The organism is Microbispora bryophytorum, from assembly GCF_043197435.1.
Taxonomy (GTDB): domain Bacteria; phylum Actinomycetota; class Actinomycetes; order Streptosporangiales; family Streptosporangiaceae; genus Microbispora; species Microbispora bryophytorum.
In genome coordinates this window covers 17923-43804 of sequence record NZ_JBICTF010000018.1, presented here as the reverse complement: position 1 = coordinate 43804, position 25882 = coordinate 17923, and the positions used below count along the sequence as shown (strand labels likewise).

Annotated in this window: 28 protein-coding genes; 9 read left to right on the top strand and 19 right to left on the bottom strand. The window is 71.1% G+C overall.

Translation table 11 applies throughout. The features are described 5' to 3' along the window. From ACGFIB_RS36520 to ACGFIB_RS36510, 3 genes are all read left to right on the top strand, one after another. Window positions 1-515, top strand: a 515-nt coding sequence (locus ACGFIB_RS36520; protein WP_393378035.1) for a hypothetical protein, incomplete at its 5' end; no start/stop codon positions are given. Window positions 516-682: 167 nt separating this feature from the next. Continuing rightward, entirely contained in the window at window positions 683-1303 is a 621-nt protein-coding gene (locus ACGFIB_RS36515) for a hypothetical protein (protein WP_393378033.1), read from the top strand. Beyond that, window positions 1300-1857, top strand: coding sequence for a hypothetical protein (locus ACGFIB_RS36510; RefSeq protein ID WP_142576203.1), 558 nt, complete (start codon window positions 1300-1302; stop codon window positions 1855-1857). Before ACGFIB_RS36515 ends, ACGFIB_RS36510 begins: the two co-directional genes overlap by 4 nt. A 133-nt stretch (window positions 1858-1990) precedes the next feature. Here ACGFIB_RS36510 and ACGFIB_RS36505 read toward each other — a convergent pair whose 3' ends face one another. The 14 genes from ACGFIB_RS36505 to ACGFIB_RS36440 all read right to left on the bottom strand — a co-directional run bounded on the left by ACGFIB_RS36505 (window position 1991) and on the right by ACGFIB_RS36440 (window position 16716). Then, window positions 1991-3472 carry an endo-1,4-beta-xylanase gene (locus tag ACGFIB_RS36505; RefSeq protein WP_393378031.1) on the bottom strand — a complete coding sequence of 494 codons (1482 nt, stop codon included), beginning with the start codon at window positions 3470-3472 and terminating at the stop codon, window positions 1991-1993. A gap of 409 nt (window positions 3473-3881) precedes the next feature. Continuing rightward, entirely contained in the window at window positions 3882-5435 is a 1554-nt protein-coding gene (locus ACGFIB_RS36500) for an acyl-CoA synthetase (protein ID WP_357266768.1), read from the bottom strand. A gap of 134 nt (window positions 5436-5569) precedes the next feature. Then, window positions 5570-6028: a MaoC family dehydratase gene (locus ACGFIB_RS36495; protein WP_357252839.1), complete on the bottom strand. Its 459-nt coding sequence runs from the start codon at window positions 6026-6028 to the stop codon at window positions 5570-5572. Next, a complete protein-coding gene (locus ACGFIB_RS36490) occupies window positions 6025-6915 on the bottom strand; it encodes an amidohydrolase family protein (protein ID WP_191055294.1) in 891 nt (296 codons plus the stop codon). Before ACGFIB_RS36490 ends, ACGFIB_RS36495 begins: the two co-directional genes overlap by 4 nt. 10 nt (window positions 6916-6925) lie before the next feature. Next, window positions 6926-7852: an SDR family oxidoreductase gene (locus ACGFIB_RS36485; protein ID WP_393378029.1), complete on the bottom strand. Its 927-nt coding sequence runs from the start codon at window positions 7850-7852 to the stop codon at window positions 6926-6928. Window positions 7853-7992: 140 nt separating this feature from the next. Continuing rightward, the gene (locus ACGFIB_RS36480) at window positions 7993-9240 is read right to left on the bottom strand and encodes a 2-hydroxyacyl-CoA dehydratase family protein (protein ID WP_357266772.1); all 1248 of its coding nucleotides are present in this window, start codon (window positions 9238-9240) and stop codon (window positions 7993-7995) included. Further along, complete coding sequence (locus ACGFIB_RS36475) at window positions 9228-10379, bottom strand: 2-hydroxyacyl-CoA dehydratase (RefSeq protein WP_393378026.1); 1152 nt, start codon at window positions 10377-10379, stop codon at window positions 9228-9230. The genes ACGFIB_RS36480 and ACGFIB_RS36475 overlap by 13 nt, the downstream gene beginning before the upstream one ends. 1 nt (window position 10380) lies before the next feature. Continuing rightward, window positions 10381-11631: a CaiB/BaiF CoA transferase family protein gene (locus ACGFIB_RS36470; protein ID WP_393378024.1), complete on the bottom strand. Its 1251-nt coding sequence runs from the start codon at window positions 11629-11631 to the stop codon at window positions 10381-10383. Further along, complete coding sequence (locus ACGFIB_RS36465) at window positions 11624-12745, bottom strand: CapA family protein (RefSeq protein ID WP_393378022.1); 1122 nt, start codon at window positions 12743-12745, stop codon at window positions 11624-11626. The genes ACGFIB_RS36470 and ACGFIB_RS36465 overlap by 8 nt, the downstream gene beginning before the upstream one ends. Then, complete coding sequence (locus ACGFIB_RS36460; protein ID WP_393378021.1) at window positions 12742-13563, bottom strand: amino acid ABC transporter ATP-binding protein; 822 nt, start codon at window positions 13561-13563, stop codon at window positions 12742-12744. Before ACGFIB_RS36460 ends, ACGFIB_RS36465 begins: the two co-directional genes overlap by 4 nt. After that, window positions 13560-14420, bottom strand: coding sequence for an amino acid ABC transporter permease (locus ACGFIB_RS36455; protein ID WP_357252856.1), 861 nt, complete (start codon window positions 14418-14420; stop codon window positions 13560-13562). Before ACGFIB_RS36455 ends, ACGFIB_RS36460 begins: the two co-directional genes overlap by 4 nt. Beyond that, window positions 14417-15310, bottom strand: coding sequence for a transporter substrate-binding domain-containing protein (locus ACGFIB_RS36450; protein WP_357252859.1), 894 nt, complete (start codon window positions 15308-15310; stop codon window positions 14417-14419). Before ACGFIB_RS36450 ends, ACGFIB_RS36455 begins: the two co-directional genes overlap by 4 nt. 150 nt (window positions 15311-15460) lie before the next feature. Continuing rightward, complete coding sequence (locus tag ACGFIB_RS36445; protein ID WP_393378018.1) at window positions 15461-16384, bottom strand: PaaX family transcriptional regulator; 924 nt, start codon at window positions 16382-16384, stop codon at window positions 15461-15463. A 116-nt stretch (window positions 16385-16500) separates the two neighbouring features. Next, window positions 16501-16716: a hypothetical protein gene (locus tag ACGFIB_RS36440; protein WP_393378016.1), complete on the bottom strand. Its 216-nt coding sequence runs from the start codon at window positions 16714-16716 to the stop codon at window positions 16501-16503. Between the two features lie 418 nt (window positions 16717-17134). Here ACGFIB_RS36440 and ACGFIB_RS36435 point away from each other — a divergent pair, with 418 nt between their 5' ends. The 5 genes from ACGFIB_RS36435 to ACGFIB_RS36415 all read left to right on the top strand — a co-directional run bounded on the left by ACGFIB_RS36435 (window position 17135) and on the right by ACGFIB_RS36415 (window position 22058). Further along, window positions 17135-17257 (top strand): hypothetical protein, encoded by a 123-nt coding sequence (locus tag ACGFIB_RS36435; RefSeq protein ID WP_393378014.1) that lies wholly within the window; start codon window positions 17135-17137, stop codon window positions 17255-17257. A gap of 157 nt (window positions 17258-17414) precedes the next feature. Continuing rightward, window positions 17415-18335: an alpha/beta hydrolase family protein gene (locus tag ACGFIB_RS36430; protein ID WP_393378013.1), complete on the top strand. Its 921-nt coding sequence runs from the start codon at window positions 17415-17417 to the stop codon at window positions 18333-18335. After that, window positions 18335-19732 (top strand): alpha/beta hydrolase family protein, encoded by a 1398-nt coding sequence (locus ACGFIB_RS36425; protein ID WP_393378011.1) that lies wholly within the window; start codon window positions 18335-18337, stop codon window positions 19730-19732. The genes ACGFIB_RS36430 and ACGFIB_RS36425 overlap by 1 nt, the downstream gene beginning before the upstream one ends. Window positions 19733-20321: 589 nt before the next feature. Further along, window positions 20322-20516, top strand: a complete 195-nt coding sequence (locus ACGFIB_RS36420) for a hypothetical protein (RefSeq protein ID WP_142576182.1) — start codon at window positions 20322-20324, stop codon at window positions 20514-20516. 33 nt (window positions 20517-20549) lie between these two features. Next, window positions 20550-22058 (top strand): non-reducing end alpha-L-arabinofuranosidase family hydrolase, encoded by a 1509-nt coding sequence (locus ACGFIB_RS36415; RefSeq protein WP_357266795.1) that lies wholly within the window; start codon window positions 20550-20552, stop codon window positions 22056-22058. An 85-nt stretch (window positions 22059-22143) separates the two neighbouring features. On the opposite strand, the gene ACGFIB_RS36410 is transcribed toward ACGFIB_RS36415, so the two are convergent. The 5 genes from ACGFIB_RS36410 to ACGFIB_RS36390 all read right to left on the bottom strand — a co-directional run bounded on the left by ACGFIB_RS36410 (window position 22144) and on the right by ACGFIB_RS36390 (window position 25476). Continuing rightward, window positions 22144-22329, bottom strand: coding sequence for a hypothetical protein (locus tag ACGFIB_RS36410; RefSeq protein ID WP_393378008.1), 186 nt, complete (start codon window positions 22327-22329; stop codon window positions 22144-22146). Next, window positions 22326-23366, bottom strand: a complete 1041-nt coding sequence (locus ACGFIB_RS36405; protein ID WP_393378006.1) for an ABC transporter ATP-binding protein — start codon at window positions 23364-23366, stop codon at window positions 22326-22328. Before ACGFIB_RS36405 ends, ACGFIB_RS36410 begins: the two co-directional genes overlap by 4 nt. Continuing rightward, window positions 23363-24124, bottom strand: coding sequence for an ABC transporter permease (locus tag ACGFIB_RS36400; RefSeq protein WP_393378004.1), 762 nt, complete (start codon window positions 24122-24124; stop codon window positions 23363-23365). Before ACGFIB_RS36400 ends, ACGFIB_RS36405 begins: the two co-directional genes overlap by 4 nt. A 137-nt stretch (window positions 24125-24261) precedes the next feature. Then, window positions 24262-25053 (bottom strand): molybdate ABC transporter substrate-binding protein, encoded by a 792-nt coding sequence (gene modA, locus ACGFIB_RS36395; protein ID WP_393378001.1) that lies wholly within the window; start codon window positions 25051-25053, stop codon window positions 24262-24264. A gap of 9 nt (window positions 25054-25062) precedes the next feature. Continuing rightward, window positions 25063-25476: a TOBE domain-containing protein gene (locus ACGFIB_RS36390; RefSeq protein WP_142575717.1), complete on the bottom strand. Its 414-nt coding sequence runs from the start codon at window positions 25474-25476 to the stop codon at window positions 25063-25065. 180 nt (window positions 25477-25656) lie between these two features. Here ACGFIB_RS36390 and trpM point away from each other — a divergent pair, with 180 nt between their 5' ends. Then, a complete protein-coding gene (trpM, locus tag ACGFIB_RS36385) occupies window positions 25657-25821 on the top strand; it encodes a tryptophan biosynthesis modulator TrpM (protein WP_378757233.1) in 165 nt (54 codons plus the stop codon). Window positions 25822-25882 lie beyond the last annotated feature (61 nt).

The following is a 25882-nucleotide window of genomic DNA, read 5'->3' as shown; positions in this document are numbered from 1 at the left end:
ACATCCGCGTCAACGGCACCTACGCCGCCAAAGTCGCCGTCAGCGACATCCACACCACCTACACCTGGTCATGGAACCCCTTCACCCCCGGCACCGTCGACGTCACCTACACCCTCGCCAACACCGGCAACGTCCGCCTGGCCCCCGACAGCCGCATCCTGACCTCCACCCTCGCCGGCCAGAACAACTGGGACGACACCTCCGCCGCCAAAGCCCGGGAAATCATGCCCGGCGGCAAACGCACCTTCGCCGCCCACATCACCGGCGCCTGGCCCCTGGGACCCATCGACACCACGATCATGGCCATCCCCTCCCCCGCCGGTAAACCACTGCCCGGCGTCACCGCCGAACGCATTGCCATCGACACCACCCTGTGGGCCATCCCCTGGCCCCAACTCGCCCTCCTCACCCTCCTGCTCCTCACCCTCCTCACCATCCGCATCACCAGCACCCGACGCCGCAAGCGCATCGAAAAGCTCATCCTCAACACCCGCGGCACCCCCCTCGGAGCCTGAACACCCGGGTCCGCGAACGGGAGGAATCCGTTCCCCACCCGCAGGCCACTCCGACGCCCGGACCGAGGACTCACCCCACCCGATCACCGACATCCGCCCCTCAGGAGGTGGCGACCATCAACCGACCCAGGCAGCCGACGCCGGTCAGGCGTCCGATTTGGGGCCGCGTGCTCGCCCTCACGGTCGCGTTCGCGCTCGGCGCGCTCGTCGCCGGCGGTGTGGTGTTCGCAATGACGCGGCCGGACTCGATCGAGCAGATGGCCGACCAGATCCGCGCCGAGTCCGCTCTCCGGGACAAGACACAGATCAAGACTTTGACGGAGCTGGCCCGCACCACGCGGGACCGGCTCGTTCCCGTGCTCGACGGACTGGACCGGGCCATGCCCGCCAACGGCACCGCGGGGCCGGCCGTGGTGACCGCGTCCGACGTCGAGACCTGGCGGAAGGCGGCCACCGCGGCCGTCGAAGGCTTCGCCGACCCGCCGTCCGGTGAGACCGCCACCAATGTGACGAGGTCGAGTCTCGCCTCCGCCGTGCGGCAGATCGCCACGACCGTCGACACCTACGCGGCCGCGCGGGACCTCACCGGAGACGCCCGCACCACCGCGATGGGCCTGGCCGTGCGGCAACGCGCCGACGCGTTCTTCACCTGGTCGGTCGGAGCCACCGCCCTCGACGCCGTGAACGTCGACGCGGGCTACGGCCACCAGCATGTGTTCCTGCCGACATCATCCGGCGAGGGGGACCTCACCCCCGACACCGAACCCGAGGGGAGTCACGACTCGTGAACAAGACATTGAAATACGTCCTCACCGTCCTAACGGCCGGGCTCGTGCTGATGCTCGGCGCGCCGGCGGCCTTCGCCCACAGCGGGCCGATCAAGCTGGAGGTCACGGGGGACGGCGCCGACAACGTCAACGTGCTGGTCACGTACAAGAAGGACGGCCATCCCGTCACGGAGATCCTCAACGCGACGCTGGCCGCGACCTCGTCCGACGGCCGTTCCTTCGGGCCGGTGCCGCTCAGGTCGGCGCCCGAGGGCCAGAACCTCTACCACGCCGCCGAGCCGCTGCCGAACGGCGACTGGCGGGTCACCGTGACCGCGACCGAGCCCTCCAAGGCGCACACGACGGTGACAGTGAAGGCGGGAGAAATCGCCGCCTCGCCCGTGGCGGCGACCGGGCCGGCATCGGTCCAGGAGAGGTCCGCCGCGCAGAACGCGGCGGACGAAGGCGCGATGGGCATGCCCGTCAAGATCGGCATCATCGCTCTCGTGGCGCTCCTCGCCGTCGCGGCCTGGATCGGCCTCGTGCGGCGCAACCGGGCGAGCGTCCGGCGCTGAAGAAGCCCCAGGAGATCGGCGGCCGGAGACCCGGTGTGTCGATCACCACGATGGGCCGGGATGGGAATCCCGGCCCGATCCGGCCCGATCCCGGCCCGGTCCCGGCCCATCCCGGCGCTGTGCCGTGACGGGGTCAGGGGCTGGTGCAGGTGAGGGTGGGGGTGGCCGCGGTGCCGTTGGCGGTGAAGCCGAAGGTGGTGGACGCCCCGGCCGCGATCGAGCCGTTGTAGGCCGCGTTGCGGACGGTCACCGAGGATCCTGACACGCTCTGCGTGCCGTTCCACAGGCTGCTGAAGGTCTGCCCGCCCGGCCAGGTCCACTTCACGGTCCAGCCGTCGACCGCCGAGCCGCCCGCGCGCACCGTGACCTCCGACTGGAACCCGCCCGGCCAGCTGTTGACCGTCGTCAGGGTCGCCGAACACGCACCCGTCACCGGAGGAGTGGGGCTGGGACTCACCGACGGGCTGGGACTCACCGGCGGGGTGGGGCTGGGGCTGGCCGACGGGCTGGGACTCACCGGCGGGGTCGGGCTCGGCGAGGTGCCGGGGCCGCTGTCGAGGGCGTTCAGCGCCGCGGTGTACGCGGGCTTGGGCTGATAGCCGGAGTCCCACATCATGGGGGCGCCGTAACCGGGGAACGTCCCGGGGATCCACGTGTGGCCGTCGTCCACGCCCCACTGCGAGACGCCGACGCAGCGGGAGACCGCCATGCAGGCGCTCACGACCTTGCCGTAGTCGGTGCCCTGCTGCTGCAGTTCGGACGAGTCGGCCGGCATCGGGATGCGGTCGTCGAGTTCGGTGATGGCGACGTCCAGTCCCAGGTTGGCGAAGCGCTGCATGTTCGCCTGCAGGGACGAGGGAACCTGACCGACGATGAAGTGGCTCTCGAAACCGATGCCGTGCAGCGGAACGCCCCGGGACACCAGCGACTGCGCCAGTGAGTAGAGCGCGTTGCTCTTCGCGTTGGTGCCCTCGATGTTGTAGTCGTTGATGTACAGCTTGGCGTTCGGGTCGGCGGCGTGCGCGGCCCGCAACGCGTTCGCGATGTAGTCGGCGCCCATCGCCTTGTAGAACACGTCCTGGCGCAGCGTGCCGTCCTCGTTGTACGGCTCGTTGACGACGTCCCAGGAGTAGACCTTCCCCTTGTAGTGGGTGGCCTCGTTGGTGATGTGGTTCTCCATCGCGCTCTGGACCTGGTTCAGCGGCAGGCTGCTGACCCACGAGGGCAACTGGTTGTGCCACACCAGGGTGTGCCCGCGCACCCGCATGCCGTGGGACTGGGCGAAGGAGACGATCTGGTCTCCCGATCCGAAGTTGAACGAGCCTCTGGACGACTCGGTGGCGTCCCACTTCATCTCGTTGCCGGGGGTCACCATGTCGAACTGGGCCGCGGCGAGGTTGACCTCGGCGCTGATGCCGAGGTCGCCCCGCGTCAGCGCGGTGCCGAAATACCGCCCCTTGGCCTCGGCCGACGCCTTAAGCGTCGACGCCGCCTGCGCGGGCATCGCCAGGCCGACCGCGACGGCGGTGGCCGCGGTCACAACGGCGGCCACAACAGCGGCCGGACCGCGGGCGCGGCCTCCTGACCGGTCCATCGGATGGTTGGGCGGTTTCATCTCGGCCCTCCAGTGGTGATTCAGAGCTGTGTGCGGGCATGGCACGGGCGTGCGGAAGAGATCGGCGGCCTGCGACGCTCCCGTGACCCCGGATCTCGGCTCCGGACCGTGCGGGGAACGACCGTGAATTGTTAGCGTTAACAATTCACCTTCTCGACGTCCCCTTAGCCCGATGGTGGTGAGCGGAGCAAATTACGACACGGACCGGTCCGTCAAGAACGCGGCCGTGCGCCTCCGCAAGGGCTCCGCCCCTCACCTGCCGTCCCACCGCCGCATATCCGCCCCGGCTCCCTTCGCCCGCGCGCATCCGTCGCTGAAACGTTCACCGTCCCGGAGCCGGCGCACATCACCGCAGTCGCGGTTGACGCGGCGCGGAAAACGTCCCGCCGCGCCTGATGGTGGGACGTGGTCACGGTGAAGAAGTGGAGCTGCCGGCGTTCGGCAGCGGGAGGCGGCGCAGCTGGAGTTTCTGGATTTTTCCCGAGCCCGTCTTCGGCAGGTCGTCCGCGATGTCGAAATAGACCGGCAATTTGTATTTGGCCAGGCGGGGGCGGAGAAAGTCGCGCAGCTCGTCGGCGGTGACACTCGTGCCGGGGCGGAGCACCACGAACGCGCGGCCGACCTCGCCCCATCGGGCATCGGGCACGCCGAGCACCGCGACCTCGGCGATGGCCGGATGCTCGAAGATCGCTGCCTCGACTTCGGCCGGGTAGACGTTCTCCCCGCCCGAGATGTACATGTCCTTGACCCGGTCGACGACGTACAGGTGGCCCTCCTCGTCCAGAACGGCGACATCGCCGGAGCGGAACCAGCCGCCGTCGGAGAACGCGGCGGCGGTCGCCTCCGGGTTGCGCCAGTAGCCGGGGGTCACGTTCGGCCCCTGAATGAGCACCTCACCCGGCTGTCCCGCCGCCGCGTCCGTGCCGTCGGGCTGGACGACCCGCACATCGGCGAAGAACACCGGCACTCCTGCCGAGCCCACCTTGCGCACACTCTGGCCGGCCTCAAGGAAGGTGGCGCCGGGAGCGGTCTCGGTGAGCCCGTATCCCTGGCAGAACACCAGGCCCCGCTCCTGGTAGGTGCGGATCAGCGCGGTGGGGATCGCCGCGCCCCCGGACATCAGGGTACGCAGCGACGACAGATCCGCGCCCTCCCATCTGGGCGACTGTGCGAACGCGGCGAACATCGTGGTGACCCCGAACATCCAGGTGACAGCGTGCTTGTCCATGAGGTCGTAACACTCGTCCACGTCCCACGACGGCATGATCACCGAACAGCCGCCCTTGAGGAAGGTCGGCAGCAGGGTCTGGTTCAGGGCGGCGACGTGGAAGAGCGGCGCGCCGATCAGCGTCACCTCGTCGCCGGCGACATCGACGCCGAGCAGCAAATTGAAACAGTTCCACACGAGGTTGCCGTGGGTCAGCATCGCGCCCTTGGGCCGCCCGGTCGTACCCGAGGTGTAGAGGATGAGCGCCGTGTCCTCCAGCCGCACAGGCGTGTCGATCGGGGTGGGATCGCCCTCCGCGAGCCAGGTCTCGTAATGCCGCTCCCCCGGCCCAGGAGCACCCAGCGCGACGACCTGCCGGGCGGGAGCCGCGGTGCGCGGCGGCAGGGCCCGGACCACCTCGGCGCACTCGGGCGCGTAGACCAGGACCTCGGCGCCCGAGTGGTCCAGCATGTAACCGATCTCGGGCGCGGCTAGACGGAAGTTCAGCGGCACGAAGATCGCCCCGAGCACGTGCGAGGCGAACATCGTCTCGACGAAGGCGACGTGATTGCGGCCGAGGTAGGCGACCCGATCACCGGCCCCCACTCCCGCCGCGCGCAACCGCGACGCCAGCCGTGTCGTCCGTTCGTGAACCTCGGCGTAGGTGAAGGGCCGGTCCGCCAAGATGAACGCGGTCCGGTCCGGTGTCATCCGGGCCCGGCGGGCGGGCCACCCTCCCAGTCCGGCGTTGCGCATCGGTGTTCGACCTCCTGTGAGCGGGGGGATCGGGGAAGGCGTCAGGACCGAGCAGGTGCGGCGGCTCGCGGCCGCCGGCGAGGCCGGCCCGGGGGCCGCCGGAGGCGGCACCGGGCACGGCGCCCGACCAGGGTTCAGGCGTAGTGCCGGTAGATCGCCCGGGCGACGCAGGCGGGCTTGTTCGCACCTTCGATCTCGACGGTGAAGTCGAGCAGCATCTGCACGCCGTCGCCGGGGACGTCCTCCACGGAGACGACGACGGCGGCGAGGCGGATCCTGCCGCCCACCTTGACCGGGCTGGGGAAGCGGACCTTCTCCAGCCCGTAGTTGATGCTCATCTTCACGCCCTGGATGTCGAGCAGTTCGCCGAACAGCGGGATGACCAGGGACAGGGTGAGGTAACCGTGCGCGATCGGGCCGCCGAACGGCCCGTCCGCGGCCCGCGCGGGGTCGACGTGGATCCACTGGTGGTCGTCGGTGGCGTCGGCGAAGGTGTTCACCCGCTCCTGGGTCATCTCCAGCCAGCCGCTGTGGCCGAGATCCTTGCCGGCCAGCGCCCTGATCTCGCCGAGCCCGTGCGCCGTGGTGGTCATGCGTCTGTCGTCCTCTCCTGCGTGCCGAGCCCGAGCAGGCGTACGGCGTTGTCCTTCAGGATCTTCGGGCGGACCTCGGGCTTGATCTCGAGCTTGTCGAAGTCGGCCATCCAGCGGTCCGGGGTGATCACCGGGTAGTCGGAGCCGAAGAGCACCTTGTCCTTCAGCAGCGTGTTGGCATACCGCACGAGCTGCGGCGGGAAGTACTTCGGCGACCACCCCGACAGATCGATGTAGACGTACGGCTTGTGCGTGGCGACGGCCAGCGCCTCGTCCTGCCACGGGAACGACGGATGGGCCAGGATGATCCGCAGCTCGGGAAAGTCCACGGCCACGTCGTCCACCAGCATGGGATTGCCGTACTTGAGCCGGATGCCGCCCCCGCCGGGCACGCCCGCGCCGATGCCGGTCTGCCCGGTGTGGAACAACGCCGGAACGCCCAGCTCCTCGATCGCCTCGTACAGCGGGTACGCCACGGGGTCGTTGGGGGCGATGCCCTGGATGCTCGGGTGGAACTTGAACCCGCGCACGCCGTACTCCCCGACCAGCCGCCGCGCCTCGCGCACGCCCGCCCGGCCCTTCCACGGATCGACGCTGGCGAACGGGATCAGCACGTCGGCGTGCTCGGCGCAGCTGTCCGCGACCTCTTCGTTCGAGATGCGCGGGTGCCCGGTGGCATGCTCGGCGTCCACGGTGAACACCACCGCGGCCATCTTCCGCTCCCGGTAGTAGGCGGCCAGCTCCGCGATGGTCGGCTGCCGGTGCCCGTGGGCCTTGAAGTAGTCCTCCGAGGCGCCGAACAGCTCCGCGCTCAGCGCGCCATGCCCGTCCTTGGAGATCTCCGCGTGGGTGTGCACGTCGATCGCGACCAGATCGGCGACGTTCATGACGGCCATGTCAGACCCCCTGAACGTCGGAGGCGGGGACCTTGGGCGCGGGGATGCCGTACGTCTCGGGGTCGGCGCCGACGCCCGACTGCCAGGAGGCGGCGATGGTCCCGGCCGTCCACCCTCCGTCGGCGAACGCGACAACCTTCTCACCGGGGTGCGACCACAGCGCGAGGCGGTCGCCGCCGATCCCGATCGCCTGGCCGGTCACCTCCGTGGAGGCGTCGGAGGCGAGGAACACGACGAGCCCCGCCACGTCCTCGACCGTGCCCAGCCCCTCGTCCCTGCGCAACCAGCCCGGGAACGGCTTCCCGGTCCGCTCGGACTCCTCGATGATCGGCGCGAACACGGGAATGGTCTTGGTCATCTCGGTGGCCGCCACCGGGACGACCGCGTTCACCGTGATGTTCGCCCTGGCCAGCTCCAGCGCCCAGGTCCTGGCCATCGCCACGATGCCGGCCTTGGCCGCCGCGTAGTTGGTCTGCCCGAAGTTCCCGCGCTGGCCCGCCGGCGAGGAGATCAGGATCAGCCGGCCCCCGCTCCCCTGCTCGCGCATCCGGATCGCCGCGGCCCGCGCGCAGGTGAACGTGCCGCGCAGGTGCACATCGATCACCGCGTCGAAGTCGTCGTCCGACATCTTCCACAGCACCCGGTCGCGCAGGATGCCCGCATTGGTGACCATCACATCCAGCCGTCCGAACTCCTTGACCGCGGTGGCCACCAGCCGGTCGGCCACCTCGGCGGATCCGACCGGGGCGACGACGCTCCGTGCCCGGCCGCCGTCACCGGTGATGGCCTCGACGACCTGCGCGGCCGCGTCGGCGTCCACGTCGTTGACGACCACCGCCGCCCCGGCCGCGGCAAGCGCTTCGGCGTACGCGCGGCCGAGCCCGCGGCCGGCACCGGTGACAACGGCGACCTTGCCGGAAAGATCCATGGGATTCCCCCTGAGTTGTACGGCGATTGCAGCGAATATATGACAGTTATATGACGACCGTCAAAGATATGCCCAACGTATGTCCACTCGTACCGGGCCGCGACGTCGCCTCCTGAGCCTGCCGTCGCCGGACATCCAGGTCAGGCCAGGACGACGTTCTCCAGCCACTGACCGACGCGCCTGACCACCTCGTCGTCGAAGGTGCGGGCGTCGACGTTGTCGGCGTGGATCTCGATCACCGGGAACCCGGCGGCCTCCAGTGCCCTGGCGGTGAAGTAGCTGCCGCGGGGGTCGTCGGAGACCAGGTGGACCACGCCGTCGATGCCGTGCAGGCGGGCCTCCTTGACGTACCACTCGCTCGACCACGGCGGCGTGTAGAGCTGGTCGGTGAAGGCGGCGAACCGCGCCGCCAGCGCCCTCATGGGGTCGTCGCCGTGGCGGACGTACCCGTCGGCGGCGATGGCCAGGTACATCGACCAGACGAAGACCGCGCCGTACTCGTCCTGGAAGCGCTGGTAGAAGCCCATGTCGTACCAGAGGCCGCGGCCGATCCACATCAGGCGGGCCCGCTCGTCCGGGCACGCGGCATGACCCGCGTCGACCCGGTCGCGCACCTCCTCGTAGAAACGCCGGGCGATGTCCCGGGCCCACTCGGTGCCGCGGTGCCACTGCGGGAGCATGACGCTGGGGATGCTGTCGACGACGCCGAGCGGGGCGGGCCGGGTGCGGGCGATGAGGTCGCGGGTCTTCCTGTTCCACTCCTCCTGCTCGTTGACCAGGGCCATCACCTCGCGGAAGCGGGACTCGCGGAACCGCCTGCCGGTGGTGGTCTCCAGGAACCTGACGAGGTTCTCCAGCTCCGCGGTGAGCAGGTCGAGCCTGGCCGGGCCGACGGCCTGCTCCCAGCGGTGCGGCATGAGCTCCCACCAGTTGGCGGGCACCTCGTTCTCGGCGGCGCTCTCCAGCGGGTAGAAGGTGACCCCGGGCTCGTGCCCCCAGATGTCGAAGACCTTGCGGGTGACGTCGCCGGTGGCGTCGCCGACGACGATGTCCGGCCTGGGCAGGCCGCCCCACGGGCCGGCCTCCGGTTCCGGGTCGAAGGCGGAGCCGAGGGTGACCGAGTTGTACTGCTCGGAGTAGTCGGGGTAGCCGCGCTGCCGCACCAGCTCCAGGTAGTGCCCCGAGCGCTGCTTGGCGGCCACCAGGGACGCCCACCACTGGCTGACCGCGTACGGGATGTCCATCGTGCGGAAGATCTCGTGCGGGACGTCCGCGTTGAGCAGGGCGAACGGCTCGCCGTCGGCGACCCGCCGCCGCAGGTCGGCGAACCACTCGCGCTGGTGCCTGCCCGCCTCTGCCGCCGTGGCGAGGGTTTTCACACTGCGCATGGATGTTCCTTCCGCAGGGCGGCCAGGTCGGCACGCCCGTACTCCTGGCGCTCCAGCAGCACGGCGGGAATGTCGAGCGCCGCGCGCTGCGCCGGGAAGTCCCAGGCCGGGGCCTCGTCGCCGATCCTGGAATAGCCGACGAACAGCTCGGCCCGGCAGTGCCGTACGGCCCGCGCCGCGTGCGCGGCGCGCTCGCCCACGGTGGCCCGGTGGGCGGTCGGGCCGCTGTGGTGGTAGTGCTCGGCCAGCGCGTCCAGGCCACCGGCGCCGACCGGCTCCCCGAGGAACAGGTCGCCGAAGGAGTGGTCCTCGCCGACGATCACGTAGCCCTCGGACTCGACGGCCTCGTACACGTGCGGCGTGTCGTGGTCGCTGCCGCTCAGGAAGACGCGCCGCCCGGGGTGCTCCCCGAGCCGTCCCGCCTCGGCGAGCAGCCGTTCCAGCAGCGCGATGTGCTCGTCGACGGGCAGGGCCGCGTTGGCCACCGCGAGGAACTGCCGTCCCGTCAGGCGGGCGGGCACCGCCCTGCGCAGCTCGGCGACGGCGGTGAGCAGCCGGCGCCGCTCGTCGTGCGCCGCCACCGCCCCGGCCAGGTCGAGGGGACGGCCGGTCCAGGCCTCCAGCCTGGCCGCGAACTCGCCGATCCTGCGGCGGTTGTACCGCGCGGTCGTGCGGTGCGGCAGGTGCAGGATGTCCACGAGGTACGCCTCGGGCAGTGCGGTGCCCGGCTCCACGCGGCGCAGCTCGCGCAGCGCGTAGAACAGCCGCAGGGACGCCTCGCAGTCGTGCGAGACCACGATGCGGTCCAGGTCGCCGAAGGATCCGGCGAGCAGCCGGGTGAGCACCGAGCGGGCCATCGGGTCCACCCCGCGGCCCAGGTATCGGTCTCCGAGCACGGAGCCGGAGTCCGGGTCTCCCGTGAGGCGGACCGCGTGCACCCCCGCGGCGGTCAGCAGCTCGACCGGCACGTCCGCCCCGACGTAGCCGACGACCGGCGTCCGGTCGCCGGCCGGACCCGTAGAGACGGCCGGGCCCATCGAAACGGCCGGGTCCATCGAGACGGACAGGCGCGTCGAGGCGGCCGTACGTGCGCCGCGCCGGGCGTACGCCTCCTCCAGCGCGGCCAGCGCCGTGGGCATGTCAGATCACCCCCTCCTCGGCCAGGGCCTTCAGCTCGTCGTCGGAGTAGCCGAGCAGGCCGCCGTAGATCTCGGCGTTGTGCTCGCCGAGGCCGGGCGCCGGGCGGTCGAGCCTCGCCTCCGAGGCGGAGAAGCGGATGGGCACGCCGGTCCCGTACAGGTCCGCCTGGCGGCCCTGGCCCGGACGATGGCGCGGATGCTCCAGCGGCACGACCTCCTCGCGCTCCAGCACGAGCGGGTCGCGCACGGCGTCGCCGGGCTCGCGCACCTCGGCGGCGGGGACGCCGTTCCGAGTCAGCGCGTCGAGGATCACGGCGAGCGGGCGGTCCGCCGCCCACGCGCCCACCAGCTCGTGCAGCTCGCCGGCGTTGGCCACGCGCGCGTCCCTGGAGGCGAACCGCGGGTCCGCGGCCAGCTCGTCGCGTCCCATCGCCGTGAACAGGCCACGGGCGAAGGCGTCGGTGGGGCCGCACAGCGCGAACCAGCCGTCCGCGGCGGGGAACGTGCCGAACGGCGCGAGCCTGGGCACGGTCGTCCCCGTGCGCATGGGCAGTCCCAGCTTCTCGTAGGCGTCGAACGGCTCGCACGCGACCAGCGAGGTCAGCGCCCCCAGCATGGACACGTCCACGTGCTGGCCCTGGCCGGTCGCGTCGGCCCGCAGGACCGCGGCGAGCGTGCCGATCACCGCGTACAGCGGCGCGACCAGGTCGCCCACCGGAAGCCCGAAGCGGACGGGCGGCTCGCCGGGCGCGCCCGCGGTCATCATCACGCCGCTGAGCGCCTGGATGATGGTGTCCATCGCCTTGCCCGAGCCGGGACCGCCCTGCGCGCCGAAGCCGCTGATCGACGTGCACACGATGCGCGGGTTGATCGCGCTCGCCCAGTCGTGGCCGATGCCGAGCCGCGCCATGACGCCGGCGCTGTAATTGTCGATCATGATGTCCGCCGCCCCGACCAGACCGGCCAGGACGTCGCGGGCCTTGGGGTGCTTGAGATTGAGCGTGACGCTCTGCTTGTTGCGGCCCCGCAGGAGCATCGACACGGACATGTCGTCGTCCCCGTGGCGGCCCAGCGTCAGCCCGTCCGCCCCGAGATAGGGGGCGTTGTTGCGGGAGGTGTCGCCGCCGGTCAGCGGGTTCTCCACCTTGATCACGCGGGCGCCGAGCCCGGCCAGCAGCAGGGTCGCGTACGGTCCGGACAGTGCGGTGGTCAGATCGATCACCATGCGGCCGGCGAGCGGACGGTCAGCCACGCAGCACCACCTCGTCTCCCTCCCAATGGAACTCCGTCTTCAGGCCCGCCTGCCGCGTGATGTGCTCGATGTACGACACGACCCGCCGCCCCTCCTCGTCGTCGCCGAGCGGCACCGGCCTGCCCGCGCCGTCGATCCAGCAGGGCACGAGGCCTGCTGACACCAGCCCGTCCCGGTCGAACCGGCAGACCGCGATCGCGGTGTTCCGGCTCTCGGGATGGAAGGGGTAGTACGGCATGTCCGGGTCGGGCGCGAAGCCGTACAGCTCGACTCTGCGGCGCGCCCATTCGGCCCGTTCGCCCGCGTCGCCCGTCGCGGGCGTCAACGCGTGGGTGACGGTCACGAAGTTGCCCAGGCCGTGGTAGATCGGCCTGCCGCGGTACATCTCGACGCCGCGCATGATGTGGGCGTGGTGGGCGAACACGGCGTGCGCGCCGGCGTCGACGGCGGCCCGCGCCACCGGCCCCTCGTACATCGCCAGCACGGCGGGCGTGTGCCCGACGCCCTTGTGCAGCGACACCAGCACGACGTCGGCCTCGGCGGCCAGGGCTGACACATCCTCGGCCATCCGCTCCAGGGAGGCGGGGTCGGCGAAGGTGTAGACGGCGGGCGGCCCGCCGGGGCTGGCGTGGTCGAGCTCGTAGTGGGTCAGCACCTTGACGTACGCGCAGCCCGGCTTGCGGCTGGTCGCCCAGGACTCGCGGGGGCCGACGCAGTTGTAACTGAGCACGCCGATCCGCAGCCCGTCGCGCTCCACGACGGCGGGACGGCGGGCCTCGCCGAGAGTCAGGCCGGCGCCCGCGGTGGCCAGTCCGGCCTCGGTGGCGTACGTGATCGTGTCGGCCACCCCCTGGTCGCCGACGTCGTAGACGTGGTTGCCCGCGAGCGTCACCACGTGGAAGCCGGCGTCGGCGACCGCGGACAGCGCGGCGGGATCGGCCGGCGGGGCGGGGACGTCGGTGCTGACCTGGGCGGTGGACGTGCTGTGGGGCACCTCGATGTGGCCGATCACCACATCGCCCCGGGCCAGCGTCTCCCGGGCGGGGGCGAAGAAGGACGCGGGGTCGGGCTCGTCGACGACGAGGTCGCCGACGGCCATTACCGTGAAGCTCAAGAGGTGGTCTCCTCCTTCGGGAGGCGTTCGTCGGAGATTTGCGCCGCGCGCCCGGAGAAGCGCGACAGGAAGGCTCGCAGCCGGGGCGAGGCGGGGTTGTCGAAGATCTCCTCGGGAGTGCCCGTCTCGACGATCTGGCCCTTCTCCATGAAGACGCACCGATCGGCCACCTCGCGGGCGAAGCTCATCTCGTGCGTCACGATGATCATGGTCATGCCGCCGCGGGCCAGGTCGAGCACGACGCTCAGCACCTCGTCCACCAGCTCGGGGTCCAGGGCGCTGGTGGGCTCGTCGAACAGCATGATCCGCGGGTTGGTCGCCAGGGCCCTGGCGATGGCGACGCGCTGCTGCTGGCCCCCGGAAAGCGTCCGGGGATGGGCGTCCGCCTTGTCGGCGAGCCCCACCCGCTGCAGCAGCCGCAGCGCCTCCTCCCGCGCATCTTCCGGCCTGCGGCCGTGGACCAGCACCTGCGCCTCGATGACGTTGCGCAGCACGCTCCAGTGCGGGAACAGGTTGAACTGCTGGAAGACCATGCCCATGCGGCCGCGCTGGGCGGCCACCCGCCGGTCCGGCAGGGGGCGCAGGTGGCCCCGATGGAACTCGTAGCCGAGCAGCTCCCCGTCGAGGTACATGGCCCCGCCGTCGATGCTCTCCAACTGGTGGACGCAGCGGACCAGGGTGGACTTGCCCGAGCCGGACGGGCCGATCACGGTGACGACCTCACCCTCGTGCACGTCCAGGCTCACCCCGTCGAGCGCCACGTGGTCGCCGAACCGCTTGCGCACGTCACGGACGCGCAGGACCGGCGTGTCGCTCACCGCTGCCCCTTTCCGAAGTGCCGCTCCAGGCGCCGCTGGCCGAAGGACAGGCTGATGACCACCACGAGGTACCAGGCGCAGGCCACGACCAGGAGCGGCACGATCTCGTAGGTCCTGTTGTAGATCACCTGCACCGAGTACAGCAGGTCGGCCATCGCGATCACGCTGACCAGGGAGGTGCCCTTGAGCAGGCTGATGAACTCGCTGCCGGCGGGCGGGACGATCACCCGCATCGCCTGCGGGAGCACGACCTTGACGAAGCTCTGCCGCGCTGTGAACCCCATCGCGCGGGCCGCGTCACGCTGGCCGCCGTCCACGGCCAGGATGCCCGCCCTGACGATCTCGGCCATGTACGCCGCCTCGTGCAGGGTGAGCCCGATGACGGCCGCGGTCAGCGAGCTGATCACGGAGTTGGTCGGCCACGAGACGAACGTCGGGCCGAACGGGATGCCCAGCGGGATCCGCGGCAGCAGATAACCGAGGTTGAACCAGAAGATCAGCTGGACCAGGGGCGGGATGCTGCGGAAGACCGTGACATAGACGCCGCAGGCCCAGGCCACCGGGCGGAAGCCGCTCAGCCGGCCCGCCGCGAGAAGCACCCCGAACGCGCTGCCCAGCAGCATCACGATGACGGTGAGCAGCAGCGTCATGCCCAGGCCGCGCAGGACGTTCGGGTCGAACAGGTACGTGCCGACCACCGGCCACTCGAACCGCGGGTTGGTGACGAGGAACCAGGCGAACTGCGCCACGAGCACGAGCAGCACGACTCCGGCCACCCAGCGCAGGGGGCGGACGCGCGGACGGGCGGCGGCGACGTCCACGGCCTGTGGCGCCACCGTCTGTGGTGCCACGCTCATTGCGTCGCCGCGGTGTTCATCTTGGGCTCCGGCACCGCCACGCTCTGGAGCCCGTACTTGTCCATGATCTTCTTGTACTCGCCGTTCTTGAAGATCTCCTTGAACGCGTCGAGCATCGCCGGGCCGAGGCCGCTGGACTTGGGCACGAGCATCGCCAGCTGGTCGACGCCGGCGCCCTGCTCCTCGGTCTGCGTCACGTAGGTGAAGGCGTCCTTCTCCTTGGAGAGCACGTCGAGCGCGGCGCTCTCGGTCATGCCGGCCGCGTCGGCCCGGCCGGACTTGGCGGCGAGGATGGTGCCATTGGTGTCGGCGAAGCCGATGAAGTCGAGCCCCGGCCTGCCCTGCTTGGCGCACCACTCGGTGAGGCGCTTGGCCTGGTCCTCCACGATGCTGCCGGCGGTGCCGGCGACGCGCTTGCCGCACAGGTCACCCGAGCTCCCGATGGCCGCGGACCCGCCCTTGGGGATGAGGTAGGAGGTCCGGGTGACCATCCACACGAGCGCGTCGAACTGCTTCTCCCGCTCGGCGCTGTCCTTGACCGGACCGTTGAAGGCGTCGTATCGGGAGGCGAGCATGCCGGACAGCGCCGCGGGCAGGCCGCTGACGATCGAAATCTCGGTGCGGACCCCCAGCGCCTTGCCGAGGGCGTCCTGCAACTCCTTGTCGATGCCCGTGACGGTCTTGCCGTCGTCGGCGACGATCCGATAGGGCGGATGGGAATCCCCGGCAAATCGGATGACGCCCGCTTCCTTGATGCCATCGGGCAGGGCGTCGTACAGAGCCGTCGCGCCCGCCGGCCGCTGCGTCTCGCCGCCGTCTCCACCGCAGGCCGCGGCGCTGACGAGGGCCAGAGCCGCCACACCCGCGAGGATGGTCCTGGGCATTCTCATGGTGGTCCTTCCACGACCAGCTAACGATGCAGTTAATTTGGCGGTCGTTGGGATAAGTGTCACACCTATAGGTGCACACCTGTCAAGAGGCGGCTGTGCAGCGGAGACGTGCGGGGCGAGCCGGAACGCCGCCCCGTCGCCGGGAAACGATCAGGTGAGCGCGAGGATGGAACTGGTCCGGTGGTGGGCGACCAGCTCGGCCAGTTCGGGCTCGAACTCCGCGACGATCTGCTTGACGCGGAACTCGGCGAGCGGCCCGAGGGTGTCGTAGATCTCCACGAAGAGGTCTCTGGCCGCGGCACGCGGCCAATCGGCGGGCAGCAGCTCCGCCGGCAGGTCGGGATCGTGGTTGGGGAACGTGCGCCAGGTGTCCATGATCCCCGTACGCGCCACCAGGGCCTCGGACGCGCCGACCACACCCTTGCGAACGCGCTGCAGCAGAGGCGAGTACTGGGCCACGAACCCCTCATAGGTGCGCCGGAGCTGGTCGAAGTCCCACGCCTCCTGCGGGGCGCGCATGCCCGCGAGATCCAGGGCCTCGGCGCGGAAGATCGTCGACGTGGGGACCTCCAGCTCGGCGAGCACCTTCGCCGCGCTGTCGGCGTCGGCGGTCGGCGAGACCCACAGCCCGTCGTAGAGCGGGGCGAAGCCGAGCCAGCGCAGCCTCGCGCGCAGCGCGTGGCGCAGGTCGCGCTGTTCCTCGGAGATGGAGAACGCCGCCATCACCCATCGCCCGTCCCACGCGCCCTGTTCCAGGCCGAAGGACATGATCCGCTGCCGCCCCTCCAGCATCACCGCGGCGGCCCGGTCCGTCAGGCGATAGTAGGTGCGTCGCCCGATCTTGGACGACTCCAGCAGATCCCGCTTGGTCAGGCGGCTGAGCGCGGCCCGAGCGGCCACGGCGGAGACGCCGAACTCCTCGGTCAGCCGCACCAGTGCGGCGGACGGCAGTTGCTCGGGCCTGCTGATCCAGTAGTCCCCGAGAAGCGTCGTGATCAGGTGCTGCGGAGGTGCGCCCACCTGGAAACGCGGGAAGTCGAGGTCCGCTGCCTCGGACCTTTCACCATCATTCACAGCAGAAGTATATTGACAACGCTTGGGCGTGCGCTCGTTATCAGAATGTCATGCTTCTTTTAACGACCCCGGACCGCGGGTCGCAGGTGCCGCACGACGGCAGCAGGCAGGAACGATCAGGGGGCAGGACCCTGGCCGCCGCCGGACAGCAGGTCCAGGCGGTCACGGTCGGTCGTCTCGTCGAAGCTCGTGCGACGGCGAGTCGCCGGCGACTCCAGGGCCGACACCTGCGCGAATGTGTGGTGCGCGGCCAGCCCGGCCAGCTCCGGGTCGAACTCGGAGAGGATCTCGCGGAACCGCCGCTCCGCCGGTTCCCCGAGCGAGTCGTACATCCCACACCGCGTCGAAGAGTATGCCGAGGTGCAGCCGGCGCATGTGCGTCACGATCACGTCCGACGCCCGGGGCGGCAGTCCGTACGCGCGGCGACGCGGCCACCCGGCGTCCCTCCATCGTCAGACTCCTCAGCCGGTGGGGGTGCCCCAGCCGGCCGCCTCCCGAACACGGGCGCGCTCACCGGGCTCGACCTGGCTGAGTTTCACGTCACCCGGCCCCGCTTTCCGGGCCCCCTCCGGCGATCCCGGCCGCCGGTGCGCTGCTGCGACGCGAGGGACGCAACAGTTCATCGACCGGTCGTCCCAGTTCAGCAGCCAAATTATGTTCGGCACAAATCTTACGGTCGTCACAGAACTGTTGACAATGCTCTGAGGCCTGCCTACTTTGGCTCGACCGCCTGCATGTGAGGAGCCTCGATGTTCCGAAAGTCAGCTCCGGGCGTCGTCGCGGCGAGTGCGGCGATCGCGCTCCTGTCCGTCTGCGGTGCCGGCCCCGGCACCGCGGGCGGACAGGCCGGCGAGCTGGAGATGTTCGACTGACTGGAGTTCGGCCCAGGTCGGCACCGCTGCGCCTTGTCCCCCGCTGCCTTGTCCCCCGCTGCCAGGTGCCCCGCCCGCCACTCGCGGGCCTCGTCGACCCCGATCCGGCACCCCCTGCCCGTCCATGACGCTGGATGACCCTGGAGGAAAACGCGACATGCCTACTCGCTCCATGACCGTGCGGACCCTGCTGGCGGCGGCCGCAGGGGTGGTCGTCCTCGCCGGCTCCGGCGCCGCCGCGGCCTCGCCCGCCCAGGAGCCGCCACCGCCGAAGCCCCCCGCGGCCGGCCCCCCGGCGCCCACCATCCTGCCCACGGTCCGGGAGGCCGCCGTGGGCCTGCCCGGGCACACCGTCTATCGCCCGGCCGATCTCAAGGCCCTGCGCAAGGCCAGCCTGCCCGTGATCGTCTACGGCAACGGCGCCTGCGCGAGCAGCAACCTGGAAGGGATCACGTTCCTCACCGGCCTGGCCTCTCAGGGATACATCGTCGTGGCCAACGGCGGGCTGGACGAGTTCCCCGTCCCCAACACCCCCGAGAACACGATCGCGCACCCCGAGGCGCTCCTCGCGGCCGCCCACTGGGCCACCGAGTCGGGGCAGGCACGCAAGCAGTTCGACGGGCGGGCGGACACGACGCGGGTCGGCGTGCTCGGCCACAGCTGCGGCGGTGTCGAGGCGCTCGCCGCCGGGACCGACCCCCTGATCGACGCGGTCGCCGGATTCAACACCGGATACTTCGAGGAGCCGGTTTTCGGCGGCTACGGGCGCGACCGTCTCGCCGATCTGCACACGCCGACGCTGCTGGTCAACGGCGGCCCGGACGACGTCGCCTACCACAACAGCATCGACAACTACGCCCTGCTCGACGTCCCCGCCGCCCTTGTCGGTGACACGGCGGCCGGCCACACCGGCCTGATCGCGGGTCTCGAGGCCACCAAGGGCTGGCAGGTGGCCGCCGACTGGTTCGACTACGTCCTACGCGGAGACCGGACCGCCGGGGCGCGCTTCGTCGGCCCCGGCTGCGGACTGTGCTCCGAGAACGGATGGACGGCCGAGTCGAAGGGACTGTCGCTGTGATGCGCCGTAAAGTGACCGCGTGCCTGGCCTTGGCGCTGGCGACCGCCGTCGGATGCGGCACCGCCGCCGCGGCCTCCGCCGGCACCCCCGGCGGCACCCCCGGCGGCACACCGTGCCTGCCGGACTCCCCCGCCCACCCCACCTGCATCAGCGGCACCCTCGATGACGGCACGCCCTACGAGTTCGTCGTCCCGGCCCGATGGAACGGCACCGTGGTGGTCGCCCTCGACTTCGCCGGCACGGGCAGGAGCGAGCCCCTGACCGCGCGATTGCTGGCCGACGGCGTGGCCCGCGGCGGGACGAGCCGGGCGATCACCGGCTGGGACATCCGCTCCGCCATCGACAACCAGGCCGAGGCGCTGGCCCGCTTCGAGGACGCGTACGGCCGGGCACGCGAGGCGATCGCCTCCGGGACCTCGATGGGCGGTTTCGTCGCCGCCGGCGTCGCCCAGGTCCACCCCGGCGCCTTCGACGCCGCCGTCCCGATGTGCGGCGGCCTCGGCGGGTCCGTCGGCCAGTGGAACCAGAAGCTCGACACGGTCTTCGTGCTCGAGCGCCTGGTCGCGCCGGGGCTGCCGGTCGTCGACATCCCCGCGGACATCGAATCGGCCCGGAAGGCATGGATCGACGCCCTGGCCGCGGCGCAGCAGACTCCCGAGGGGCGGGCCCGGATCGCGCTGGCCGCCGCGATCGGCCAGTTGCCGGCCTGGGGACGCAACCCCGACGGGTCCGCGCCGCCGCCTCCGGACAGGGGGGACGCCGCCGCGCTGCAGCAGGGCGCCTACCTCGCGCTCGCCGGTGGGCCACTGCCGTACATCGGGCAGGCCATGAGCAGCCGGCGCCAGATCATGGACGTGGTCGGCGGGAACCCGTCCTGGAACACCGGAGTCGACTACGACAAGCAGCTGCGCCTCGCCGATCCCGCCCTCGGGCGTGCCGTCCGCGACCTGTACAAGGCGGCGGGTCTGGACCTCGCGGCCGACCTGAAGACCCTGGCCGCCGCGCCCCGCGTGGCCGCGGACCCGGACGCCGTCAGGCGCTTCTCGCGCGGCATCGTCCTGGACGGCAGGCTGCGGATCCCCGTGCTGACCGTGTCCGGCACCGGTGACCAGATCTCCACGGTCGCCCAGCAGCAGTCGTACGGGGAGAATGTGCGCCGCGCGGGGGCGAACTCCCTGCTGCGCCAGACCTACACCGAAACCGTCGGCCACTGCGACTTCTCACCGGCGGAGCAGGAGGCGGCGCTGACGACGATGCTCGACCGGCTGCGCAGCGGTCACTGGCCCGCGACGTCGGCCCCGGCGATGAATGCCCGTGCGGCGGCGTCGGCCGCCGACCCGGCCCCTCGATATGTCCCGTTCACCCCGCCTCAGTTCAACCGCCCCTATCCCGGCTGAGCCGCACGGGCCGCTGCCCGCACCACCCCGGTGCGGGCAGCGCGACGCATCCCACGACGCATCCCGCGCCGTACGCCGCCGGCGCGAGACCGGGGATCGGTCCCGTGGATCCGCCCGGGGAGCGGACGGCCTGCGGCTGCGCGGGTGATGACACGACGCGACGAAGACGAGCGTGTGGGGCGGTCGTCCCTGCCGCCGTGGACCTCCTCATCGGTGACTCTCCGGGAGGCGGCCCCAGGGACGTGGTGTCTGTCCGCCGGACCGCCCCGCACCATGGCCTCCGGATGGTGGCCACAGGCGACTGTTAGCGCTAACAATTTGTCTTGCCGCGTTTTCCTTCTTCTCTGTCAGTTGGGCTGTGGTGGCAGGTCGGAGCAAATACGAGGCGAAGAGGCGATGTCAAGGACGGCGACGCGTATCCGCACAGGAGCGGTGGACGGGCACGCGGCTCATCAGGCGTTATCAGGGGTCGCCGCCCGCGACCGCGAGAGCGCCCCCTGAAACTTTCTCAGAAGGCTTGACACATTTCGGCAGGATTTCCCACACTGTGTCCTCGAGGCGGCTTCCTCCTGCCATCTGGTGGCGCGCGGTGAGGACCGTCGTTCGCGACGCCCTGGTGGTGTGCGTTCCCCGATCACGGGACGCGGCGTCGATCGCGCGGAGCGACCCCCCGCGTGTTCGCTTTTCCTGCAACGGCTCCATCGCCGTCGGCGGCTCCACGACCTTCGGGTTCACCGTGAACGACACCGCGGCCACCCCGACCGCTACCCGCACCAGCCCCTGACGGCGGCCGGACATGATGATGAGGAGAACACAGATGCGTCTGCCCTGGCGAGCGCGGTCACCGCGCCCCTCCGCCGTCACGACCGGGGCGCCGCCCCGGCGGGCCTCGCGCCGCGGCCTCGTGATCGGCGCCATCCCGGTCCTGCTGGCCGGAGCCGGCGGCCTGCTGATCACACAGCCCGCCCAGGCCGCCGTGGCCTGCCGGGTCGACTACGCCATCAGTTCGAGCTGGCCGGGCGGCTTCAACACCAGCGTCACCATCAACAACCTGGGTGACGCGGTCAACGGCTGGCAGCTGACCTGGTCCTTCGGCGCCGGAGAGCAGGTCACCCAGATCTGGAACGCCACCCACAGCCAGTCCGGCTCGACGGTGACCGCCACCAACGTGTCCTACAACGGCAGCATCCCCAGCGGCGGCAGCACGAACTTCGGATTCAACGGTTCATCGAACGGCTCCCCCCAGGTGCCCACCTCGTTCTCCCTGAACGGTGTGGCCTGCACCGGCAGCCCGGGCTCGCCCAGCCCCTCCCCCACGCAGTCGCCGACACGCTCCCCGTCCGCGTCCCCATCCGCGTCTCCGTCTGCGTCCCCGTCCCCGTCTCCCTCCCCGTCCCCGTCTCCGTCGGTCACCCCGACGTGCAATCTGCCGTCGTCGTACCGCTGGAGCTCGACCGGCGCGCTGGCGAGCCCGAAGTCGGGCTGGGCCTCGCTCAAGGACTTCACCAACGTCGTCTACAACGGCAAGCACCTCGTCTACGCGACGACGCACGACACCGGATCGAGCTGGGGCTCGATGGCCTTCAGCCCCTTCACGAACTGGTCCGACATGGCCTCGGCCACCCAGACCAAGATGAACTCCGGCACGGTCGCGCCGACGCTGTTCTACTTCGCTCCCAAGAACATCTGGGTGCTCGCCTACCAGTGGGGCGGGACCGCCTTCTCCTACCGGACCTCCAGCGACCCGACCAACCCCAACGGCTGGTCCGGGCAGCAGACCCTGTCCACCGCGAGCATCTCCGGCTCCGGCACCGGCCCGATCGACCAGACGCTCATCGGCGACGGCCAGAACATGTACCTGTTCTTCGCCGGGGACAACGGCAAGATCTACCGGCAGAGCATGCCCATCGGCAACTTCCCGGGCAGCTTCGGCTCGAACTACACGCAGATCATGAGCGACTCCACGAACAACCTGTTCGAGGGAGTCGAGGTCTACAAGCTCCAGGGCCAGACCAAGTACCTCATGCTCGTGGAGTCGATCGGCTCGCAGGGCCGCTACTTCCGCTCCTACACGGCCAACAGCCTGGACGGCTCGTGGTCGGCGAACGCCACGAGCGAGAGCAACCCCTTCGCCGGCAAGGCCAACAGCGGCGCCACCTGGACCAACGACATCAGCCACGGTGACCTGGTCCGCAACAACCCCGACCAGACCAAGACCGTCGACCCCTGCAACCTGCAGCTGCTCTACCAGGGCCGCAGCCCCAGCTCCGGCGGCGACTACGGCCTGCTGCCCTACCGCCCCGGCCTGCTGACCCTGCAGCGCTGACGGCATGACACGGGTCCCACCCGCAGGTTCCTGACCATCGCGGCACGGCGCACACCGAACCAGGTGAGCGCCACCACGGACGCGATCAGGACCGGGAGGACCCGGAACGGCGGGCTCGGCGCAGGCCGAGCCCGCCCCGGACCGCCGGTTCGCCGAGGACCTGTGGGGCATCGCGCCCGCCCGGCGCGCTGTGGGTGCGCAGGCCGCGGCGCGACCGGCCGAGGCGGATGGCGTCGCAGTCGTGGCGGTCGTCCGCCCGAGGCCCGCTCATGCCGGGTAGGCGTGGGTCTCGGTGGCCTTGACCGAGGCCCAGATCCGCTGACCCGGGCTCAGCTCAAGGTCGGCCAGGGCGGCGGGGGTGATGTCGGCGAAGGCGGTGATCGGGCCGTCGAGGTGGACGCGGACGTTGTCGCCGTGCCGCTCGATGCCGCCGATCGTGGCCTGCCACAGGTTGCGGGGGCTGCCGTCGGGGCGGGTGCGGTAGAGGGCCACGGCGGCGGGCGAGAAGGCCACGAACGCGGGCCCGTCGAGCTGTTCGGAGGTGTGCAGCGGCAGTTCGCCGACCTCGACCCGGGTGCCGTCGCCGATCCCGCGGTAGAGGTTGAGCCCGACGAGGCGGGCGACGTACCCGGTGCGCGGGCGGCGGGCGACCTCGGCGGGGGCGCCCTGCTGGACGACGACGCCGGACTCGATGACGACCAGCCGGTCGGCCAGCACCATCGCATCGAGCGGGTCGTGGGTGACCAGCACGGTGGCGCCGTCGAAGTCGGCCAGGTGGCGGCGCAGCTGGGAGCGGATCTCCAGCCGGGTGTGCGCGTCCAGCGCGGCCAGCGGCTCGTCCAGCAGCATCAGCCGGGGCCGTACGGCCAGCGCCCGGGCGAGGGCGACGCGCTGTGCCTGCCCGCCCGACAGCCGGCGGGGCTTGTCCGTCGCCCGGTCGGCCAGTCCGACACGCTCCAGCAGTGCCACGGCGACGCGGCGCGCCTCGGCCTTGGACACCCCCTGGCAGCGCGGCCCGAAGGCGACGTTGTCAAGGGCGGACAAGTGGGGGAACAACAGGTAGTCCTGGAAGACCATGCCGATCGGGCGCTGTTCGGGGGCCAGGTGGTGCAGCGGCCGGCCGTCCAGGCTGATGTGCCCGCCGGACATCGGGATCAGCCCGGCCAGGGCGCGCAGCGCGGTGGTCTTGCCCGCGCCGTTGGGCCCGAGCAGCGCGACGACCTCTCCTGGTGCGACGTCGAGCGTGATGTCCAGGGTGAAGGCGGGTCGGTGGACGACCAGGGTCGCCCGCAGGCCGTCGGGGGTCATGGGCTGTTCACCCACCGATCGCGCAGACTGGCCAGGACGACCACCGAGACGGCCAGCAGGACCAGGCTGAGCACGATGGCCGCGTCCGGATCGGTTTCCAGCGCCAGATAGACCGCCAGCGGCATCGTACGGGTGGTGCCGGGGAAGTTGCCGGCGAAGGTGATGGTGGCGCCGAACTCGCCGAGCGCCCGCGCCCAGCACAGCACCGCTCCGGCCACGACTCCGGGCATGATGAGCGGCAGGGTGACCCGGCGGAAGACGGTCCAGCGGGAGGCGCCCAGCGTGGCGGCGGCCTCCTCGAACCGCCGGTCCGCGGCGCGCAGCGCCCCCTCGACGCTGATCACCAGGAACGGCATGGCCACGAACGCCTCGGCGACGATCACTCCGGGGGTCGTGAAGGGCAGCGTGATCCCGAAGGCGGACTCCAGCCACTGCCCGACCAGCCCGCGCCGCCCCAGCACCAGCAGCAGCGCCACACCGCCCACCACCGGCGGCAGGACCAGCGGCACGGTCACCAGAGCCCGCACCACCCGCCGGCCCGGGAACTCGACCCGGGCCAGCAGCCAGGCCAGCGGCACCCCGCACAGCACGCAGACGACCGTGGCGGCGGTGGCGCACACCAGCGACAACCGCAACGCCTCCAGCACCTGCGGCTCGGCCAGCCGCTGAGGCAGCGTGGACCAGGGCGCCCGGATCACCAGCCCGGCAAGCGGCAGCACCAGGAAGGCCAGCCCCGCCACGGCCGGGAGCACCAGCATCCACGGCGGGCGGCCGGATCGGAGGGCGGCCGAGTGGCCGGCCGCGCCGCTACGCGTGTCCGGGCGGCCGGGTGGGCCCGGGCGGCCGGGTGGGTCTGAGCGGCCGGAGCGCCGCGCCTGCGAAGAGGTCATGCGGGTCAGGGGGCCTCGAAGCCGGCCTTGGTCAGCACGTCCTTGCCCTGCTGCGACAGCACGAGATCAACGAACTGCTTGGCGAGATCACCGGCGGGAGCCTTCGACAGGGTCGCGATCGGATAGTCGTTGATCGCCTTGTCCGCCTCGGGGAAGGCGATACCCTGCACCTTGCCCGCCGCGGCGATCACGTCGGTCGTGTAGACCAGCGCGGCGTCCACCTCGCCCAGCTCGACCTTGGTCAGCGTGGCCTTGACGTCCTGCTCCAATGTGACCGGCGTGACCTTCAGCCCGGCCGCGTCCAGCGCCTTAACGGCCGCCGCCCCGCACGGCACCTGCTCGGCGCACAACGCCACCTTCACCTTGGGATCGGTCAGGTCCTTCAGCTCGGCCACCTTGGCCGGGTTGTCCTTCGGCACGGCGATCTCCAGCCTGTTACGCGCGAAGGTGGTCGGCCCGCTCGCCAGCGACGCATCGGTGACGGTCTTCATCGTGGCCGGACTGGCCGCGGCGAACACGTCGGCCGGAGCTCCCTGGACGATCTGCTGGGCCAGCGTCGCGCTGGAACCGAAGTTGAACTTCACCGTCACCCCCGGGCGGGCGGCCTCAAAGGTCCTGCCGAGCTCCGTGAACGTCTCGGTCAGCGACGCGGCCGCGAACACGTTCACTTCCTTCGCCCCGCCGGCCGCCGAAGTCGAAGACGTGGCCGGTTCCCCCGAGCCGCAACCGGACAGCCCGGCGAGCACCAGCGCGACGGGCACGGCGATCGCCCGTCGGGAAAGGCGCCTGAACACCAAGGCGGCTCCTCAGGAGGTAGTGACCACGCGCTCGTGGCCGGGAATCTCGACGACGACGTTGGTGGATTTGATCACGGCGACCGCCACCACCCCTGCCTCCAGGCCCAGCTCGTCGGCGGCCTGCCGGCTCATCAGCGACACCACTCGGAACGGCCCGGCGGCGATTTCCACCTGCGCCATCACCGCGTCCCTGACGACCTCGGTGACGATCCCGCGGAAGCGGTTGCGCGCCGAGGACCGCCGGCCGTCGCCGGTCGTCTCGACCTGCGACCGGGCGAAGGCGGCCAGGTCGGCCCCGCTGATCTGCCGGTGGCCGTGCTCGTCCCGCACCGCGGCCAGCCGGCCCGCGTCCACCCACCGGCGGACGGTGTCGGAGCTCACCCCGAGCAACGCGGCGGCCTCGCTGATCCGAAACGTCGTCACAGACCTCACTCTATCCCTCGCATAATCCAGGATGGACACCCCTCTGCCATCGCAGTAGCGGCCGCATATAGGTGTCTCGGGTGGCATCTACGAGAGAGGGGGGTGCGCCCGCACATTCACGGGACCGGCGCCCGGGGCCGCGCCGTGGTCCGGCCCCGAGCCGGGGGATAACATCCTGCTGTGTCTGTCGCCATCCGCCTCGCCCCCGGGCGTCGGCCGCGCGGTTGCCGGGCCCCGGCGCGGCGCGTGCTCGGCCGCAGGGTGCGCTATGTGCTTGGCGCCGAGGCCGGTCAGGTGAACGGGATGCGATGGTCCGGCACCCCCCGTGCCGTACGAGGTATCTAAGCGAGGTCGCTCTCCTCACCTCCGTCGTTCCTGCCCGGAATGCGGGACGACGAGGCTTACT